Raw genomic sequence first — 16,559 nt, forward strand, 5'->3', positions numbered from 1 at the left:
GGATCTCCGTCTGGGTTGGCCTGCCGCCACGCCAACCCACACCACCGTCCGGGAGTATAAAACCCCGGTGGCAATTCAGAGTTTCGTCGCCACCGGGCAATGCCGTGCCGGAATTTCGCTCAATACAACAGGTACTTCTTGCGAACATCCACGAACTTGTCGATGTCTTCCTGGATATCCTGCGCAATCCGTCTTGGGTCCACACCTTCTGTCAGTGCCTTGACCACCGCCTGATTCCCTACCAGATCGACCAACTTGTCCGATTTGTAATCGTTCGGGTAGAGCTTCATCAGCGCCGCCGCCAACTCCAGTCCGACCAGCGTCGAATCAGTGAAGTTCCGCTCCGTGAGGATGATGTTGATGCCCCCGCATGACTGGTCCTTGTACTTGCTGGCGTTGGGCTTGAAGGTAATCGGCACGAACCGCACCCCCTGGATCTGCCGTGCATTCAGGTAATCGGCAAATTCCTTGGGCTTGATCCACGGCGCGCCCACCACTTCGAACGGCGTGTCGGTACCGCGGCCAACCGAGATATTCGTTCCTTCTATCATCCCCACGCCCGGGTAGAGCGCGGCTTCGGTCAAACTCCTCAGGTTCGGCGAAGGATTGATCCACATCAACCCGGTTGCGTCGTACCAGTCGCCGCGCTGCCAGCCTTCCATCTTTACGACCGTCAGCTTGGCGTTGATCTTCCGCTCGGCGTTATACATCTGGCCCAATTCGCCGATGGTCATTGCGTGGCGTACCGGCGTCGGATGATATCCGACAAACGTTGACCGGCTCGCATCCATCACCGGCCCTTGCAGAAAGATGCCCGTGATCGGGTTCGGACGATCCAGCACGATGACTTCCTTCCCTGCTTTCGCGCATTCCTCGAGGAAATACCCCAGCGTCGTTTCGTACGTATAGAACCGAACCCCGGCATCCTGGATGTCGTACACCACCGCGTCCAGATCTTTCAGCACGTCCTGCGACGGACGCCGCTTCGCATCCGTGTTGCCGTAAACGCTGTAAACGGGCACGCCCGTCGCTGGATCCTTCACTTCCGTGATGTTCTCCGTATCCAGCATTCCAAAAATGCCGTGCTCCGGACTGAAGATCGCCGACAACTCCACTCCGGGAGCTTGCGCAAGAACATCGATAGTCCGACGTCCCTGTGAATCCAATCCAGAGTGATTCGTGATGATCCCCACCTTCAGTTTGCGTCCTGCCGGAGCCTTCAGAACGTCGAAGTTCCGCGCCTGCAGCACGTCGATTCCTGTCTTCACCTGTCCATTCCGCGAAACGAATCTCCGGGCAGCCGCCATCGTTTCGTTGTAGCCGGTAATCCGCGCCACCTGCATCTTCTGTTTCTGGCTGACGGTCAACTTTAATGCTGCCGCCACGGCGGTCGCGACCTTCGTCCGCAGCGCCACCAGCGCCGCACCACCTCGCGGATGAACCCCATTTCCCAGCACCACGACAAACGTATTCGTCACCGGATCGATCCACAGCGACGTCCCCGTGAACCCCGTGTGTCCATACGATCCCACAGGAAGCAGTTCGCCGCGGTTGCTTGCAAATGGCGAATCGATGTCCCAACCGATCCCCCGCAGCGACGGTCCAATCGGTGCATTCTGCGGTGTGCTCATCTTTTCGACGCTGAGTTCATTCAGCACCGGGGCTCCGCCCTTGAGCATTGCGAAGGCATACTTCGCCACATCGTCGCCCGTCGAGAACAGCCCGGCATGCCCGGCCACTCCTCCCATTCTCCGCGCCGTCGGATCATGCACAATTCCCTTCAGCATCACGCCATTCTCGTCGTATTCGGTCGCCGCAATCTTCGGACGCCATGCAATCGGCGGGTTGAACGTCGTCCGTGTCATCTTGAGCGGCTTAAAGATGTGCGCCTCCGTGTATTTGTCGAGCGACATGCCGGAGATCTTATGAATCAACTCTCCCAGCACGATGTAATTGATGTCGCTGTAAACAAACCGCGAGCCCGGTACATCCTGCAACTGCTCGGCCATCGCCATACGGATCGCCGTCTCGTACCCCGTCCACGGCTCCTTCAAGTCAAGGTCCGGCCTCAGTCCGCTGTAGTGCGTAACCAGTTGACGGATCGTGATGTCCTTCTTCCCGTTCTGGGCGAACTCCGGCAGATATTTCGAAACCGGGTCGTTCAGCCGGATCTGGCCCAACTCAAACATTCGTGTAATCGCCGTTGCCGTAGCCACGCACTTCGTCAGCGACGCCATGTCAAACACTGTATCCAGTGTCATCGGTTCCTGCGTTGGCTCCAGGCTCCGATATCCAAACGCCTTCCGATACACGATTCTGCCGTTATGACCGACAACCACCACCGCGCCGGGAGGTGCTTTCTCCGCCACCGCCGCTTTCAGAATGGCGTCCACCGCCGCAAACCGCGAGGAAGCAGCCGCTACTGACTTTTTTGACGGCGTGGCTTTCTTCGCCTGCGCGAATAGGGACTGGTTGAAGACAATTGTTGTGAGAAGGACAAGGCACAGCCAGAGAGAAGAAGTACGTTTCATCATGGCGATCGATGCCCGAACTCTATCGAAAACCGGCGGTGCTGCACAAGTTATTGAGAACCCTTCGTGCCACCAGTCCCAATAAGGAACCACTACACGCGCATCCTGCCGCGTGCTATACCAGTCTCTTGCTCACCATCGATACTACCGGCCAGCACCACCGCTTCGCCGCCGCCTTCCGCATTCTCGAAGATGTCATCTCCGCGCGCGCGTTCCCTTCCGCCGCAACTGCCATCGTTTATCGCGGAAAACTGGTCGCCCTCCACGGACTCGGCCATCACACCTTCGACGCCGCTTCTCCGGCCGTTACCGCCGACTCCGTTTTTGACATCGCCTCCGTCTCCAAGGTCGTCGCCACCACTACCATGGCGGCGCTACTGTACGAACGCGGACTCCTCCAACTGGACGCTCTCGTCGCCGACATCGTCCCCGAGTTCCGCTCCGACGATCTTCGCCGTTCTGACGTCAGCGTCCGCGCGCTCCTCACCCACACATCCGGACTCCCGGCCTACATCAAGCTCTTCGAGCAGACGCGCGATCGCGACGAACTGATTCGCCTCGCCATCGGAACACCACTCGAAGCCGACCCCGGCACCCGCACTTCCTACAGCGATATCGGCTTCATCATGCTCGGCGTCATCCTCGAGCGACTCGCCGAAGAACCGCTCGACACCTTCTGCCGGCGCGAAATCTTCAAACCGCTCGAACTGAACCACACCACATTCAATCCGCCGTCCGCGTTGAGGAAAGACATTGTCCCCACCGCCGATGACCGCAAGTTCCGTCATAAACTCGTGCAAGGAGAAGTCCACGACGAGAACACCTGGGTCATGCGCGGTGTCGCCGGACACGCTGGACTTTTCTCCACCGGCTCCGACCTCGCGCGCTTCGCCCAGTGCTGGCTCTCAGGAGGCGCTCCCATCCTGAATGCCGCTACCATCGCGGAGTTCACTCGTCAGCAACCCGGCACTACACGCGCCCTCGGCTGGGATCGCCCCTCTCCGCCCTCTCAAGCCGGACAGCACTTCTCGCCCTTATCCTTCGGACACCTCGGCTTCACCGGAACTTCCCTCTGGTGCGACCCTTCACGCCAACTTGCCATCGTCCTTCTCACCAACCGCGTCTGGCCCGACTCCTCCAACCAGGCCATCAAGCAAATCCGCCCTCGATTTCACGACGCTATCGTTGAATCTTTGTAGCGCGTTCATCTTGCCAGCAGTGCGAAGACGGACCGCCTGCGCCCCAAACATACTTGCTCTCCACACGTTCGTTTCTCTATCGTGAACTGGACCGCATATGACCACCGAAAACATCCATCGCCTCGGCACCGAACAGCAGAACGTCTCTTCTCTCGATCTCGATACCCGCTCTGCCCTCGAGATCGCTCGCATCATGAACGCCGAGGACGCCAAGGTCCCCGCTGCTGTTTCCGAAGCCCTTCCGCAGATCGCCAAGGCCATCGACGCGGTTGCCGACGCCCTCTCCCGCAAGGGACGCCTCATCTATGTCGGTGCCGGAACCAGCGGACGCCTCGGCGCGCTCGACTCCTCCGAGTGCCCTCCGACCTTCAACACCGACCCCAGGTCCGTCCAGTACGTCATCGCCGGAGGTCCCAAGGCTCTTGCCTCCGCCGCGGAAGCCAACGAAGACTCTCCCGTCCTCGGTCGGCGCGATATCGCCAAACTCAAGCCCGGCAAACGTGACGTGGTCATCGGCATCGCCGCCAGCGGACGCACTCCCTACACCATTGCGGCCTGCGAGTACGCTCGCAAGAAAGGCGCTCGCACCGCCTGCGTCGTCTGCAATATCAGCTCTCCTCTCGCTGCCGCCGTCGACATCCCGATCGAAGTGAATGTCGGACCCGAAGTCCTCGCCGGATCCACGCGCCTCAAGGCCGGAACGGCCCAAAAGCTCGTCCTCAACATGATCACCACCGGAGCCATGACACGTCTCGGTTATGTCTATGGCAACCTGATGGTCAACGTTCACCTGAAGAATGAGAAGTTGGTCGAGCGCGGAATCGGCATCGTCCAGAAAGCCACCGGCGCCTCCCGCGAAGATGCCATGGCAGCCCTGAAAGAATCGAGCAATCGTGTCCCCGTCGCCCTCGTAATGCTCAAGGCCGAAGTTTCGCGCCGGGAAGCTGAAAAGCGCCTGAAGAAATCCAACGGCAACGTTCGCAAGGCCATGAACGCAAAGTAGCGAACGCAATACTTTCCCGATATCATCTGTGGCTTGCACCGCAACACCACAGCGTTCATCCTCGCCGGAGGCCGCTCCTCCCGCATGGGCGAAGACAAAGCCTTCCTTCGCCTCGGACGCCTCACTCTCCTCGAGCACATGATCGCCACTGCCAAAGGAGTCTGCGAAGCCGTCGTTCTCATCGGAGATAAGCAGCGCCTCAGCCCTTACGGTTCCGTCGTTCAGGACACTTTCCCCGGCCACGGCCCTCTCGCGGGCATCCATGCGGCTCTTACCTCCACGGCGTGCCGGGAGCTAAATCTCATGCTGGCCGTGGACACTCCCGCGCTTCCCGCGGAATTTCTCGATTTCCTTGTCTCTGCCGCCGAGAGCTCAAGAGCATCGGTGACTGTTCCCCGCGTCGGGGGATTCACCCAGTCTCTCTGTGCCGTCTACCGCTCCGAATTCGCCAGTCACGCCGCTAGGGCCCTTGAGGCCGGGCGCAATAAGATTGATCGCGTCTTCGACGAAGTCCCCACTACCTTCATCGAGCCTGCCCAGTGGAAACATCTGGGCTTCAACGACGACATCTTTGATAATGTGAACACGCCGGAGGACTGGCAGCGCATGCGACAAAAACTCGGGGCGACTCACTGATGAGCGACGGCGCAACCAAACCTTATATCGAGTTCCAGCACGTCCATAAGGCGTTCGGCACCCGCGTCGTCCTTGACGACGTCAGCTTCGATGTCATGCCCGGCGAGACTGTCGCAATCCTAGGACGCAGCGGCGTGGGCAAATCCGTGTCCCTCTACCACATCATGGGCTTCCTCAAGGCCGACTCCGGGCGCGTCATCGTCGCCAATGAAGACATCACCGATTACCCGGAAAATGAACTCGAGCGTATCCGTAAAAAAGTAACCATGGTGTTCCAGAGCGGCGCCCTCTTTGACTCGCTCAGCGTCGGCGAAAACGTCGCCTTCCCCCTCCGCGAGCGCGGCGATCTCGACGAAGTCCAGATTTACCAGATCGTAGATGGCCTGCTCGAAATGGTCGGCGTCCGCGCCATGCGAGAGCTGGTTCCATCTGATCTCTCTACGGGAATGAAGCGGTCCGTCGCCATCGCCCGCGCCCTCGCCGCCCAACCGGAAGCGGTCCTCTATGACGAGCCGACGACGAACGTCGACCCCTTGATGGCGCAATTGCTAGGGGATTTGATTAAGAAGTTAAAGTACCAGTTGAAGTTGACCAGCATCGTGGTCACTCACGATATGCACCTGGCCCAGAAGGTCGCCGACCGCGTCGTATTCCTGCACGAAGCCAAAGTCGTCTTCTTCGGCAAGCCCACGGACATGCTGAACAGCGACATCGAGATCGTTCGCGAATTTATGCTGCTCGACGAAAACGGCCTCGACCGCTTCCGTGAATCGGCTTAAGACCGCGGAGCGCTTTGGGCTTGGGCACTGGTTGCCGGTCTGTAACGATAGTGCCCCATCACCTTCCACTCAAAGAGCACGTCTTCGATCTTCGGCCCCTCACCGATGTTGTGCTCGATCATGTATGCGCCTGATGCTCCCCTTTTATCGACCACCATGCCGATATGGTCTCGCCCACTCGGCAGCAGCCACACCACAATGTCTCCGGGGGAAAAATCAGAAGCCGCATTCGTCACCGCCAATTTCTTCCCTTTTCTCGCGAAGAACACCGCCAAATTTGGCACTCGCCGATGATCGATGTTCCGGTCCAGCCGCGTCTGCCCCCACTTTCGTTTATGCGGATATGCCGACGGGTTCCCCGTCATGTCCTCATGAACTTCCTTCTGCAAGTCCACTCCGACGGCGCGATAGATGCGGATGATCTCGTCCGTGCAGACACCCGTGTCGGCCGGAACGTCTCCATTCGGATACTCCAACCTCACATAGCCGGGATCGTACCGGACCGGATGGTTCGGCCTGTCATTCGCCGCCGCTACCAGCCGCGAGACAAAACTGTCCGTCGCCGGCGACTGTGCCGCCACATATAGTGCGGCACACAACAGCACACTCAAACAATGCGCACAGCGCTGCATATCCTTCTTAGACACCGGGATTGCCGTTTATGCTCCGGCTCTAGGCTCTAGTCGTGGCTTTTTTGGCTTTATGCGAATGGATGGAGAAGCACTCGAAAGTTCTGATCTGCGGTTCGTCCTGTAAAAGGGGCTTCAGGTACTCGTAGATGGTCGGCGCCGTTTCATTTCCGAAGCTCTCCGCCGATTCCCTGTCTCTCCATATCGAAATCGCTACTACCAGGCGGGGTTCGGCGTCCGAGATAAGCGTCAGATAATCGACGAATCCTTTACGGCGGTTAATCAAGGGGGCGACTTTGCGCTCGATAATGTCGGTCAATTCGGCTTGTTTAGCGGGCAACGTAACCAGTGACACCATCCTGGCGAACACGCTTCACTCCTTTTTCGACCGACGCCGATTCACTTGCGCCGTAACTGCGTGACGCAGCTTATGTCGACCAGTGCGGACTTTGATGTGACGTGCGATTCCTTAGAACGTGTCAACAAACACCTCATCGATGTTCAAAACTTTCAGACGTAACGGTGGCGCAGGCATCCCTGTCTGCTCGCGTCAACTCGGCCATGATCACCCCGAAACTTCGCATCTCCGTTTCCTTCGCGGTCTCTACGTAGAATCTGCTTCCCATTTCGGGAAATTCCATGTCAAGTGGGTCGTCGTCCTCTTGCCAACGTAAGTTCCTGATTTAACTCGAAATATACTTTGCAAATTGTTGGCATGTTCCTACCTGCCAATTTGCTACTCTAAAAATGTAGGTGGTGAAGACGAGAAATCCGTCTCACCACCTTCTCTTTTTCTGTGCTTTTGAACTTGCTTTCACCAGCAACTGACAAATTTTGTGATCTTTTGATCTAAATACCTTTGTTTGCAACGCCGATCGAGAGATCCCAGGAGATAACTCATTGATTCCATTGGAGCCATGGGGAGGGGGGTAAACAGCACTAAGCCTGTGGTTCATGAAAACGCATGATGGGCACTCGGATGGAACGAATCTTGTCTCTACCTCGGATGATCGATATCACCCTGAAGCAACTCAAATAGTGCAACCTCTCAAACCGCCCGTCGTGCGGCCCGTCACAACCCTCGATGGCAAGCTTCGATATCATCCTTATGGGATAATTTAAAGAGCTTTCGGAGGATAGAAATCATGCCACTAGTTTCAATGCGCCAACTGCTCGACGAAGCAGCCAAAGGCGGCTATGGCGTTGGTGCTTTCAACGTCAACAACATGGAACAGATCCAGTCGATCATGGAAGCCGCACGCGAAACCAAGTCGCCCGTGATCGTCCAGGCCAGCCGTGGCGCTCGCAGCTACTCGCAAGACAAGTTCCTGTACCACCTGATGCTCGCAGCGGCCGACCTGTACCCCGAAATCCCCATGGCCCTTCATCAGGACCACGGCAACAGCTTCGAAACCTGTAAGTCGGCCATCGAACTCGGATTTACCTCCGTCATGATGGACGGCTCTCTTATGGAAGACGGCAAAACGCCCTCCAGCTTCGAGTACAACGTCGAAGTCACCCGCAAGGTTGTGGAACTCGCCCACTCGCGCGGCGTGACCGTCGAAGGCGAAATCGGCGTTCTAGGCGGCATCGAAGATGGTCACGGCGCTGGCGGCACCGGCCTCGAGCACGTCACCGATCCCGACCAGGCCGTCGAGTTTGTCGAGAAAACCGGCGTCGACGCCCTCGCCATTGCCATCGGCACCAGCCACGGCGCGTACAAGTTCACCAAAAAGCCCGATGGGTCCGTTCTGAAGATGGACCGCCTCATCGAGATTCACAAGCGCTTACCGAAGACGCACCTCGTCATGCACGGTTCCTCGAGCGTTCCGAAGGATCTTCAGGACGTCATCAACCAGTTCGGTGGAAAACTGAAGCAGACCTGGGGCGTGCCCGTCGAAGAAATTCAGCTCGGCATCCGCAATGGCGTTCGCAAGATCAACGTGGACACCGATAATCGCCTCGCGATCACCGGCGCCATCCGCAAGGTATTCGCCGAGACCCCGGAGAAGTTCGATCCTCGCGATTACCTGAAGCCGGCACGCGACGCCATGAAGAAGGTCGTCGCCCTGCGCATGACCCAGTTCGGCCAGGCCGGACACGCTGGCGACTACAAGCCAATTTCGCTCAGCGAAATGGCAAAAATGTACGAGAAGAATGCAGTAACTGTTTAGCTTTGCAAGGCAGGACGGCCACGAGTCTTTCGACTTCGTGGCCGTTTTTCTTTTACTGGCGAAGCATCATCGTTCCGAGCGCCGCCTGCTGCTTAGCGATAAGCTCAGCGACTCCCTTTCGCGCCAGTTCCAGCATGCGCTGCAACTGAGCGTCATCAAACGGAACCTGTTCGGCTGTCGCCTGGATCTCGATCATCTTCTTGCTTCCGGTCATGACGAAATTCATGTCCACCTCGGCTCGCGAATCTTCTTCGTACGCGAGGTCGAGCAGGATTTCGCCGTCCACGATTCCGACGCTGGTTGCGGCGACGTATTCGCGGATCGGGACCGAAGTCAGCGTTCCGGCTTCGACCAGCTTTTGCAGCGCCACGCCAAGTGCAACGAAAGCACCGGTAATCGAAGCGGTTCGAGTTCCGCCGTCAGCTTGGATCACGTCGCAGTCGATCCAGATCGTGCGTTCGCCGAGACGCTTCAGGTCAATCACGGCGCGCAGCGCGCGGCCGATCAATCGCTGGATCTCTTGTGTGCGTCCGGTCTGCTTCCCTCTCGCCGCCTCACGCGGAGTTCGCGTCAGCGTCGAGCGCGGAATCATCCCGTATTCGCAAGTCACCCAGCCTTTGCCGAGGTTGCGCATCCACGCCGGAACGGAATCTTCCACCGAAGCCGTGCAAATCACGCGAGTATTGCCGATCTCGATGAGCGCGGAACCTTCCGCGGTTGAAATGAAGTCCTTGACGATATTCACCGGACGCATCTGCTCCGGAGCGCGATTATCAGAACGATAGAACATGGTTTGAGTGTGCAAGTGTAACAGGTAGCGATGCACCATCCTTACGAACGATGCGCCGCTACACGTAAGTTGAGAGCAACATCTCTGCTGCGGTTGCATCCAGCAGTTCGGAACGGCGCAGTTCCTCAAACCGCCGCAACAGTTCGTCGCTACGCACGCGCCGTTTGTCCGCGCCGGCGATGTCGTAGACGATGCGGCCTCTATGCATCATCAATAAGCGGTCGCCCACGCTTGCGGCCTGCTGCATGGAATGAGTCACCATTAAGGTCGTAAGCCGTTCGCTGGCGACGATCTGCTGCGTAAGACGCATCACCAGGTCAGCCGTTTTCGGGTCCAGCGCAGCCGTGTGCTCATCCAGCAAAAGGAGTTCAGGCCTATTCCACGTTGCCATCAACAAGGTCAACGCCTGTCGCTGACCGCCGGACAGCAAACCAATCGGCGTGTCCATTCGGTCTTCGAGGCCCATGCCGAGCGAAGCAACTCGGTCGCGTAACTCATCCCGCAAGTGTCCGCCAACTGCCCAACCAAGCCCGCGTCGCTGACCGCGACGCGCAGCAAGTGAGAGATTTTCCACCAGGGTCATATTGGGCGCTGTGCCCGAAAATGGATTCTGGAACACCCGCCCAACGAGTCGGGCGCGCGCATGTTCCGGCCAGCGTGTTACATCCTGCTCTGCAATGCGAATCTGTCCGGCATCGATTTCCATGGCGCCGGCAATGGCATTCAGCAAGGTGGACTTTCCGGACCCATTCGTGCCTATCGTCGTCACGAAGGAGCCTTCCTCGACCCGCAAGGTGATCTCATCGAGCGCGCGGACACGATCGGTCGTGTCGCCGCAGAACTCCTTCGTGACTCCGAGGAGTTCAAGCATGAGCAACCTGGACTTTCTTGCCGAGGCGCACGCGCTTCAGAACGCCAGGCAGAACCAGCGCGACGAACACAAACGTCGCGGTCACCAATTTCAGGTCGTTCGGGTTCAAACCCCACCGCAACGCGAGTGCGACGATCAACCGAAAGAGAACGGAACCCATCACCGTGCCCACGATCGCAAGACCTAACGATCCTGGGCCGACCAAAGCCTGCCCGATGATGACACTGGCCAATCCCCACACGATCATGCCAATGCCCATCTGTACGTCCGCGAATCCCTGATATTGCGCCAGCAATGCTCCGGAGATCGCGACCAGTCCATTCGACAAAGCCAGGCCCAAGATCGTCATGTTCTTGGTGTTGACTGCGAGTGCCCGCATCATCTGATCGTTGTCGCCGGTAGCGCGCATCGCCGTGCCTAGATTCGTACGGAAGAACCAGAACATGGCCACACACACAGCTGCAACAACGATTCCACTCACAAGCAGGGTTGCCAGATCGCCGATATTGATTCTCCATCCGGCCACATTCAGCGAGTCCGTTGCCCACCAGCGTCGGGCCAAACCTTCCGCCCAGATGGGCAGCGTTCGCTCCGAGAGTAGCGGCACGTTGCTCTTCCCCATCAGGTGCAGGTTGATGGAATAGAGCGCCGTCATCACCAGAATGCCCGACAGCAGTTTGTGTACGCCAAACTTCGTATGCACGATGCCCGTAACCGCACCGGCAACACAACCCGCCACAAACGCCACCGCGATGGCCCAGCCAGCGCCTGTGCCACCTACGATGAGCACGGCTGCCACCGCTGCGCCCAACGTTACAGAACCATCCACCGTGATATCGGGAAAGTGAAATAAGCGAAAGCTTATGTACACGCCCAATGCCAGCAACGACAGAATCAAGCCGATGGTCCAGGCAGCGATCAGCAAAGTCATAAGGCGTCACCTCCGACGTCGGAAATCGGAGATACCCAACAGGCGCCTCGTTCAAATTCACTCTGTCCGGCACCCATCATGGGTCGCGTGTCGTTCAACAAGTGCGCAACAGCAAGTAAAGTTTGGGTTTCAAAGACGTGACTGATGGCCTCGTTCAGCGATAAGTGGCCGCGTTGCATCGGCCGATATGAGAACACCGCCGCGTGAAAGTGACCGAACAAGTCGGAGTCACTGCTCAGCGCGCGAAGCATTGGCTCCAACTTAGAGCACTCTTGAGCGCACGCCACACCGGCAACGATAGCGACAGTACGGTTGAATGCGCGTTCCGGTGTGAACGACAGCCAATCCCCGATCTCCGGATACCTGAACCTGTTCGCACCTGCATTGACCGGGGATTGCCTCAAAGCAGCACCAACAATTCCGGCTACCTCGGCGATCATTACCATCCCGACCAACCGGTCCTGGTTCAGTGACACGACATAACGGACAAGTTCTGCCAGAGGAAGCGGTCCCCGGTTGCGTCGCGCTTCAAACCGGAGCAGGTGGCCAAAGTCCCCTTCGCAGGAAATTCCGTAGAGGACCTGTACTTCGGGTCGATCCTCATGGGTACAAATCAGATAGTCGGGAGCGCTCGCGGCTTCGGTGGGCTGGTACGCTGCCCCGTGGCCGACAGCGATGAATTCCCCGAAACGGTCATGACAATCATCGAAATCGCTGCCCAAAGCGCCGAGGCCAAGCGCAAACCGGCAAGGTGCTAAAGGCCGGCATTGGCGGCTTGAGAAAGCGGATGCGAAAAGCGGGTCGGTCTCACCATACAAACGGCATTGCAGATTCGCGACGGAGGCCACGTCGTATATCTCGTAATCTGCAACTTCGGTTTCCACGCGTCGCGGGACAACAGCGCTGACTGGCACTGCGAGAGTACTCTCAGCGCATAGTACCGGCACCAGATTTACCTGCCTGAGTACGTCGGTCACGCGCCGCGACATGCGCACTACAACGAAAGATCCACCAATCGAGCGCAGTTGGTTGTAGCAGCGCACCAATACGCCGATGCCGGCGGAACTGATGTAGTTCACGTCCGCCAAATCCATCCGCAGGTCGCGCGCTCCGTCTGCGACGATCTGGTCCAGATTCTGGGCAAAAAGACCAGACCAGTTGTTGTCGAGACGTCCACTTACGTGAACACCGATGGTGTCACCGAGAGGATGAACGGATAACTCCATCTTCGATTAGCTCCTGTGCCGATTGCACCAGATCCGGCGGCAAACTCAGATCCAATGCACGCGCCGCATCCAGATTGACGACGAACTTCGTCCGGTTGAAATTTTGGAACGGGGTCTTCGCAGGCGTATCGCCACGAACGATGGCAACCGCGAGGCGTGCGGCCTCACGACCCGCATCGCGGTAATCGCGGGCAGCGACGAGCAGAGCGCCATCTTTGGCCTGTGCCTGCTGGAAAGCGAACACGGGAATGTGCGCCCGCTGCGCCGCCCGGCTGATACTTCCAAAACCAGCCGCGGTTAGGTTTCCGGGCACCTGGCAGATCGCATCCACATCCCTGGCCGTCAAAGCCGTGGCCGCGTCCGCAATCTCAGTCGCTGTGCTCACCGGTACCACCTCTAACTTGTATCCGGCCCGGCGCGCCGCGGCCTCCAAGTTGGTGGTGTGGAACACCATGTTCGACTCCGCCGGCACGAACAGCGTTCCAAGAGTGCGGACGTGCGGAAACCAACGCTTGATCGCTGCAATGAGGTCGTCGTATGCGGCGCCCGTGCTGACGCCGGTCACGTTGGGCAAATGGTCTTTCTCGCTACGGCCTGCGCCGGCAGCAACAGCACTGGCAACGTATGTGAAGACAATCGGTGTCGACGAGGGTGCGCGCCGAATGGCGGCCTGCAAGGTAGGAGTTGAGAACGTAACTAACAGGTCGGCATGGTCGTTGACTGCGGCGTCGACTAAAGCGCTTACGGTTGCCATATCGCCCTGCGCATTGACGACCCGGGCTTCGTAATCACGGCCTTCCGTGAGTCCGCTATTGCGCAGACCTTCAAGCACACCGTCTTCCGACTCCTGCACATCCACCACGTTGTTGTACTGGATCAGGAAAATCTTCCAGCGTTTGCCGGGCCCGGAAGAAGTGCGTGTGCGCTGGCCCATATCCGATAGAAGCAAGACGGTGGACGCAGCCAGGATGAGAACGGTGCCGAGTAGTAGATTGCGGTGCAGCTTTGCCGCCACGGTCCCTCCTCGCCGTATGTGCGAAACACGAGGTCCCGAAAACTTGAGGGGTAGAAAAATGGGCCGGAACTGCGCGCAGGCGTGCGAGAAACGGGACTCGCCTTCGCACTCTGCAAATCAGCACGATTGTAGCGATATCTCAGCCGTGTGCAGCACAAGAGCGTTGCTTTGGCAGGAGTGGAGTCCCGAAATGGGACGCGCAACTCCGTCCATCATTGCCTCGTGCTGATCGGGTTGAGCAGTGATCACCTGCGCAAAATCAGAGCATCACCTAGGGACGCGTTGTCTTTGAAGGCAAGGTTCGTACGATCAACAAGGCCACGAGCGGGACAGCAATCGCGTAAATGTACTGTGTACGCGAGACGCCAATGCCGAATGGAAACCAGATGCCCGGCACGCCGATCGGGTCGAGTTCGCCGCCGAATAATGCCGTCGTGATCGAGGCTAACGTAAGGAGCGCCAGAGTCCGCATCGGTCCGCTGCGAATAATGCGCGCGGCTATCACGACAAACAGCATGATCGACCCGATCCGACTGGCGCTTGTGAAAGTCGCCGATTCAATCGTGGCGCCGATAGCCCCGACCACCGCCAGCAGCACAGCCGTCACATCGACAGTTCGCCACGGACGCAGGGGCCATCGGTTCCAGGCTAGCGTCCAGGCAGCCACCGCAGGCACCCACATCACTGTCGCCAGCCAGCTATAGGTAACAATATCCATCAGGTCAGTCCATGCGACGATCGCGTTGTTGAGCCTCCTGGCTGCCATGAGTGCAAGCGCGATGCTGGCAAAGATCAGGAAACTCTTTTGGCTGCTGCGGGACCTGCACCAGAGTGCCAAGCCGATGACCGCCAACATGGCGATCGGCTCGATCAGATCGACGATGTAACCGGCGATGGTTCTGTTCCATTGCACGCGGTGAAGTGCCTCGCCTAGTGGCCGCGGAGCCAGTATGGGCGGGCTGTGCATGCCGCCACTGTCTGCACTGCGCCCGGAACCGGGAAGCATGTACGCGCGGACGGCGAGAACGCCACGAGTACCGGCCGCATCGGCGGGTAGGGCGAACCTCAGCGGCCGTGTGCCGACCAGGCGCGGGTCCGGGCCGAGCCTGCCCGATCCGCCCAGCAATTGGCCATTCCAATACAGTTCGTAGCCGTCCTCGACGAGCGTCGGCCCGAGGATCTCCCACGACTCGCGGCCGGCCGGTACTGTCACGGTGCGCCGGTACCAAGCGTAGCCTTGGTAGCCGGGATGACCCTCCGCCATCCACCCACCGACGTAATCGGGCAGACCCACGTCGCCATCGTGGCTGCCCGGCGAGGCGGTCATATCAATTGTCTGCCAAGCGCTATCGTCTGCGTTGACGTCCGCCCAGTGTGGGTCATCGCCCGTATGAAAGCGCCAAGGGCCATCGAGCAGAGTAGCTGTGGCGCGGAGCGCCGGCGGATCAGGGCGGCCACCGCTCGCCAACGCGGCAATCACGATGGCCAATGCCAATAACGTCGCTGCAACGATGCCGAAAATCAGTTTGCGCTGTGTTGTGTCCATGGAGGTCGCTGTCGTTATAACCATATGACGTCGTATTATACGGTTAGACTTCATAACCGCATAAAATACAATCTTAGGGTTATGTTGGACGGCCGCCATGGACAGCGGAAACTACCAATATCAATTTGTCGCCGGAAACCTTGCGCTCGATTTCGTCAACACAGTCGCATATCGAGCGGATCCCGTGAAGAAAAAGGACCGCCTGCAACATAGCGAGGATGTGCGACGGTGGGCTAATCAGGCTCGGTTACCAGACCGGGATGCAATCACCTCCGGTCCCCTTGCGCCTAGGGAATTGCGGCGCATCCGCGCCGTCCGCGAACAGCTTTTTGCAGTTTTCCATGCAGTGGCGAGCAATGACCCGATCCCGGCGGACATACTTGCCCGGGTTGGTGATGCCTTACGCGATTGTTGCGCCAGACGATGTTTGTCCATTGAGGGGGCGGAGGTTCGCTGGACCTGGCGACCTAGTGCGCGCGGCACGGACTATTTGCTCTATCCCGTCCTCACGGCAGCAACCGATCTTCTCATCTCGGATGCGCGCGGTCTGGTTCGTCAGTGCGAGGACGCAGGTTGCGGCTGGCTGTTTTTGGACCGTTCCAACGCCCGCAAAAGGCGGTGGTGCAGCATGGCTGACTGCGGGAACCGTAATAAGGCACGAAAACACTACCGGCGCGAGGCTGGTTTGATCTAGCGGTCCAGATCATCGGAGTAGGGATCGGCAGAGTAGTTCGCCAAATTGGCAACTGCCGCCAGGAGGCAGAGAGCACTGGAAGAATAACTGCCGAGAAGGTCAGGCTGGGTAAGCCACAGAAAAGAAATGGTGGACCTGGTCGGGATCGAACCGACGACCTCTTCCATGCCATGGCGTCGGAAAGGCAGCCGGGGGTTTATTTTCAAGTGGTTAGCAACTGGAGGATTGGCCGGAAACCGGTATATTCGGCGGTATTTCCGGCCAATTTCCGGCCAAATCTAAAACGTGAGATGAATGCGGGCTGCATGGGCGGGGGCTCTGCAAGCCAAGTAACTTACGAGCTCAAATTTCTTGTCATCTAGTTCAACGCTACAGTCCGCGTACAGCAGCAACGCCTCTGCTTGAGATTCCGAAGTCTTGTTATGTTCCTCGAAGCGAGTGATGCGAACTGCCCCGAATTCGAGGCTCAGCGGGTGGTCGCGACAATAACGCCTGGTTTTCTAACTTCTCATCGCCAGCTTTTCTGGCCAGGCGC

General features: G+C 58.4%; 15 protein-coding genes. 6 read left to right on the forward strand and 9 right to left on the reverse strand.

Translation table 11 applies throughout. The features are described from left to right. Positions 1-119: 119 nt before the first annotated feature. Positions 120-2,534, reverse strand: a complete 2,415-nt coding sequence (locus tag VN577_11310; protein HWR15407.1) for an exo-beta-N-acetylmuramidase NamZ domain-containing protein — start codon at positions 2,532-2,534, stop codon at positions 120-122. Positions 2,535-2,542: 8 nt separating this feature from the next. Here VN577_11310 and VN577_11315 point away from each other — a divergent pair, with 8 nt between their 5' ends. The 4 genes from VN577_11315 to VN577_11330 all read left to right on the forward strand — a co-directional run bounded on the left by VN577_11315 (position 2,543) and on the right by VN577_11330 (position 6,148). Then, a complete protein-coding gene (locus VN577_11315) occupies positions 2,543-3,730 on the forward strand; it encodes a serine hydrolase domain-containing protein (protein ID HWR15408.1) in 1,188 nt (395 codons plus the stop codon). A 97-nt stretch (positions 3,731-3,827) separates the two neighbouring features. Then, on the forward strand, positions 3,828-4,733 hold the full coding sequence (gene murQ / locus VN577_11320) for an N-acetylmuramic acid 6-phosphate etherase (protein ID HWR15409.1): 906 nt from the start codon (positions 3,828-3,830) through the stop codon (positions 4,731-4,733). Positions 4,734-4,766: 33 nt separating this feature from the next. Then, positions 4,767-5,369, forward strand: coding sequence for a molybdenum cofactor guanylyltransferase (locus VN577_11325; protein HWR15410.1), 603 nt, complete (start codon positions 4,767-4,769; stop codon positions 5,367-5,369). Beyond that, positions 5,369-6,148 (forward strand): ATP-binding cassette domain-containing protein, encoded by a 780-nt coding sequence (locus VN577_11330; GenBank protein ID HWR15411.1) that lies wholly within the window; start codon positions 5,369-5,371, stop codon positions 6,146-6,148. The genes VN577_11325 and VN577_11330 overlap by 1 nt, the downstream gene beginning before the upstream one ends. Here the strand turns inward: VN577_11330 and VN577_11335 are convergent. Continuing rightward, positions 6,145-6,795 carry a DUF1287 domain-containing protein gene (locus tag VN577_11335; GenBank protein ID HWR15412.1) on the reverse strand — a complete coding sequence of 217 codons (651 nt, stop codon included), beginning with the start codon at positions 6,793-6,795 and terminating at the stop codon, positions 6,145-6,147. The genes VN577_11330 and VN577_11335 overlap by 4 nt on opposite strands. Before the next feature lie 25 nt (positions 6,796-6,820). Continuing rightward, the gene (locus VN577_11340) at positions 6,821-7,147 is read right to left on the reverse strand and encodes an antibiotic biosynthesis monooxygenase (GenBank protein ID HWR15413.1); all 327 of its coding nucleotides are present in this window, start codon (positions 7,145-7,147) and stop codon (positions 6,821-6,823) included. Between the two features lie 775 nt (positions 7,148-7,922). Here VN577_11340 and fba point away from each other — a divergent pair. Further along, entirely contained in the window at positions 7,923-8,951 is a 1,029-nt protein-coding gene (fba, locus tag VN577_11345; GenBank protein HWR15414.1) for a class II fructose-bisphosphate aldolase, read from the forward strand. 52 nt (positions 8,952-9,003) lie between these two features. Here fba and rph read toward each other — a convergent pair whose 3' ends face one another. The 6 genes from rph to VN577_11375 form a co-directional block, all read right to left on the reverse strand. Continuing rightward, a complete protein-coding gene (gene rph / locus VN577_11350; protein ID HWR15415.1) occupies positions 9,004-9,741 on the reverse strand; it encodes a ribonuclease PH in 738 nt (245 codons plus the stop codon). 58 nt (positions 9,742-9,799) lie between these two features. Beyond that, positions 9,800-10,612, reverse strand: a complete 813-nt coding sequence (locus VN577_11355) for an ATP-binding cassette domain-containing protein (GenBank protein HWR15416.1) — start codon at positions 10,610-10,612, stop codon at positions 9,800-9,802. After that, on the reverse strand, positions 10,605-11,543 hold the full coding sequence (locus VN577_11360) for a hypothetical protein (protein ID HWR15417.1): 939 nt from the start codon (positions 11,541-11,543) through the stop codon (positions 10,605-10,607). Before VN577_11360 ends, VN577_11355 begins: the two co-directional genes overlap by 8 nt. Continuing rightward, a complete protein-coding gene (locus VN577_11365; protein HWR15418.1) occupies positions 11,540-12,769 on the reverse strand; it encodes an STAS domain-containing protein in 1,230 nt (409 codons plus the stop codon). The genes VN577_11360 and VN577_11365 overlap by 4 nt, the downstream gene beginning before the upstream one ends. Continuing rightward, positions 12,741-13,784: an ABC transporter substrate-binding protein gene (locus tag VN577_11370; protein HWR15419.1), complete on the reverse strand. Its 1,044-nt coding sequence runs from the start codon at positions 13,782-13,784 to the stop codon at positions 12,741-12,743. The genes VN577_11365 and VN577_11370 overlap by 29 nt, the downstream gene beginning before the upstream one ends. A 271-nt stretch (positions 13,785-14,055) precedes the next feature. Continuing rightward, positions 14,056-15,330 (reverse strand): hypothetical protein, encoded by a 1,275-nt coding sequence (locus VN577_11375; GenBank protein HWR15420.1) that lies wholly within the window; start codon positions 15,328-15,330, stop codon positions 14,056-14,058. 97 nt (positions 15,331-15,427) lie between these two features. Here VN577_11375 and VN577_11380 point away from each other — a divergent pair, with 97 nt between their 5' ends. Next, positions 15,428-16,024: an ABATE domain-containing protein gene (locus VN577_11380; protein HWR15421.1), complete on the forward strand. Its 597-nt coding sequence runs from the start codon at positions 15,428-15,430 to the stop codon at positions 16,022-16,024. Positions 16,025-16,559 lie beyond the last annotated feature (535 nt).

Source organism: Terriglobales bacterium (genome assembly GCA_035561515.1).
GTDB lineage: Bacteria > Acidobacteriota > Terriglobia > Terriglobales > Acidobacteriaceae > DATMXP01.

Coding starts and splice junctions, on each gene's coding strand:
- VN577_11310 (HWR15407.1), bottom strand. CDS start 2,534: ATGATGAAACGTACTTCTTCTCTCTGGCTGTGCCTTGTCCTTCTCACA.
- VN577_11360 (HWR15417.1), bottom strand. CDS start 11,543: ATGACTTTGCTGATCGCTGCCTGGACCATCGGCTTGATTCTGTCGTTG.
- VN577_11355 (HWR15416.1), bottom strand. CDS start 10,612: ATGCTTGAACTCCTCGGAGTCACGAAGGAGTTCTGCGGCGACACGACC.
- rph (HWR15415.1), bottom strand. CDS start 9,741: ATGTTCTATCGTTCTGATAATCGCGCTCCGGAGCAGATGCGTCCGGTG.
- fba (HWR15414.1), top strand. CDS start 7,923: ATGCCACTAGTTTCAATGCGCCAACTGCTCGACGAAGCAGCCAAAGGC.
- VN577_11330 (HWR15411.1), top strand. CDS start 5,369: ATGAGCGACGGCGCAACCAAACCTTATATCGAGTTCCAGCACGTCCAT.
- VN577_11375 (HWR15420.1), bottom strand. CDS start 15,330: ATGGACACAACACAGCGCAAACTGATTTTCGGCATCGTTGCAGCGACG.
- VN577_11365 (HWR15418.1), bottom strand. CDS start 12,769: ATGGAGTTATCCGTTCATCCTCTCGGTGACACCATCGGTGTTCACGTA.
- VN577_11380 (HWR15421.1), top strand. CDS start 15,428: ATGGACAGCGGAAACTACCAATATCAATTTGTCGCCGGAAACCTTGCG.
- murQ (HWR15409.1), top strand. CDS start 3,828: ATGACCACCGAAAACATCCATCGCCTCGGCACCGAACAGCAGAACGTC.
- VN577_11315 (HWR15408.1), top strand. CDS start 2,543: ATGCCCGAACTCTATCGAAAACCGGCGGTGCTGCACAAGTTATTGAGA.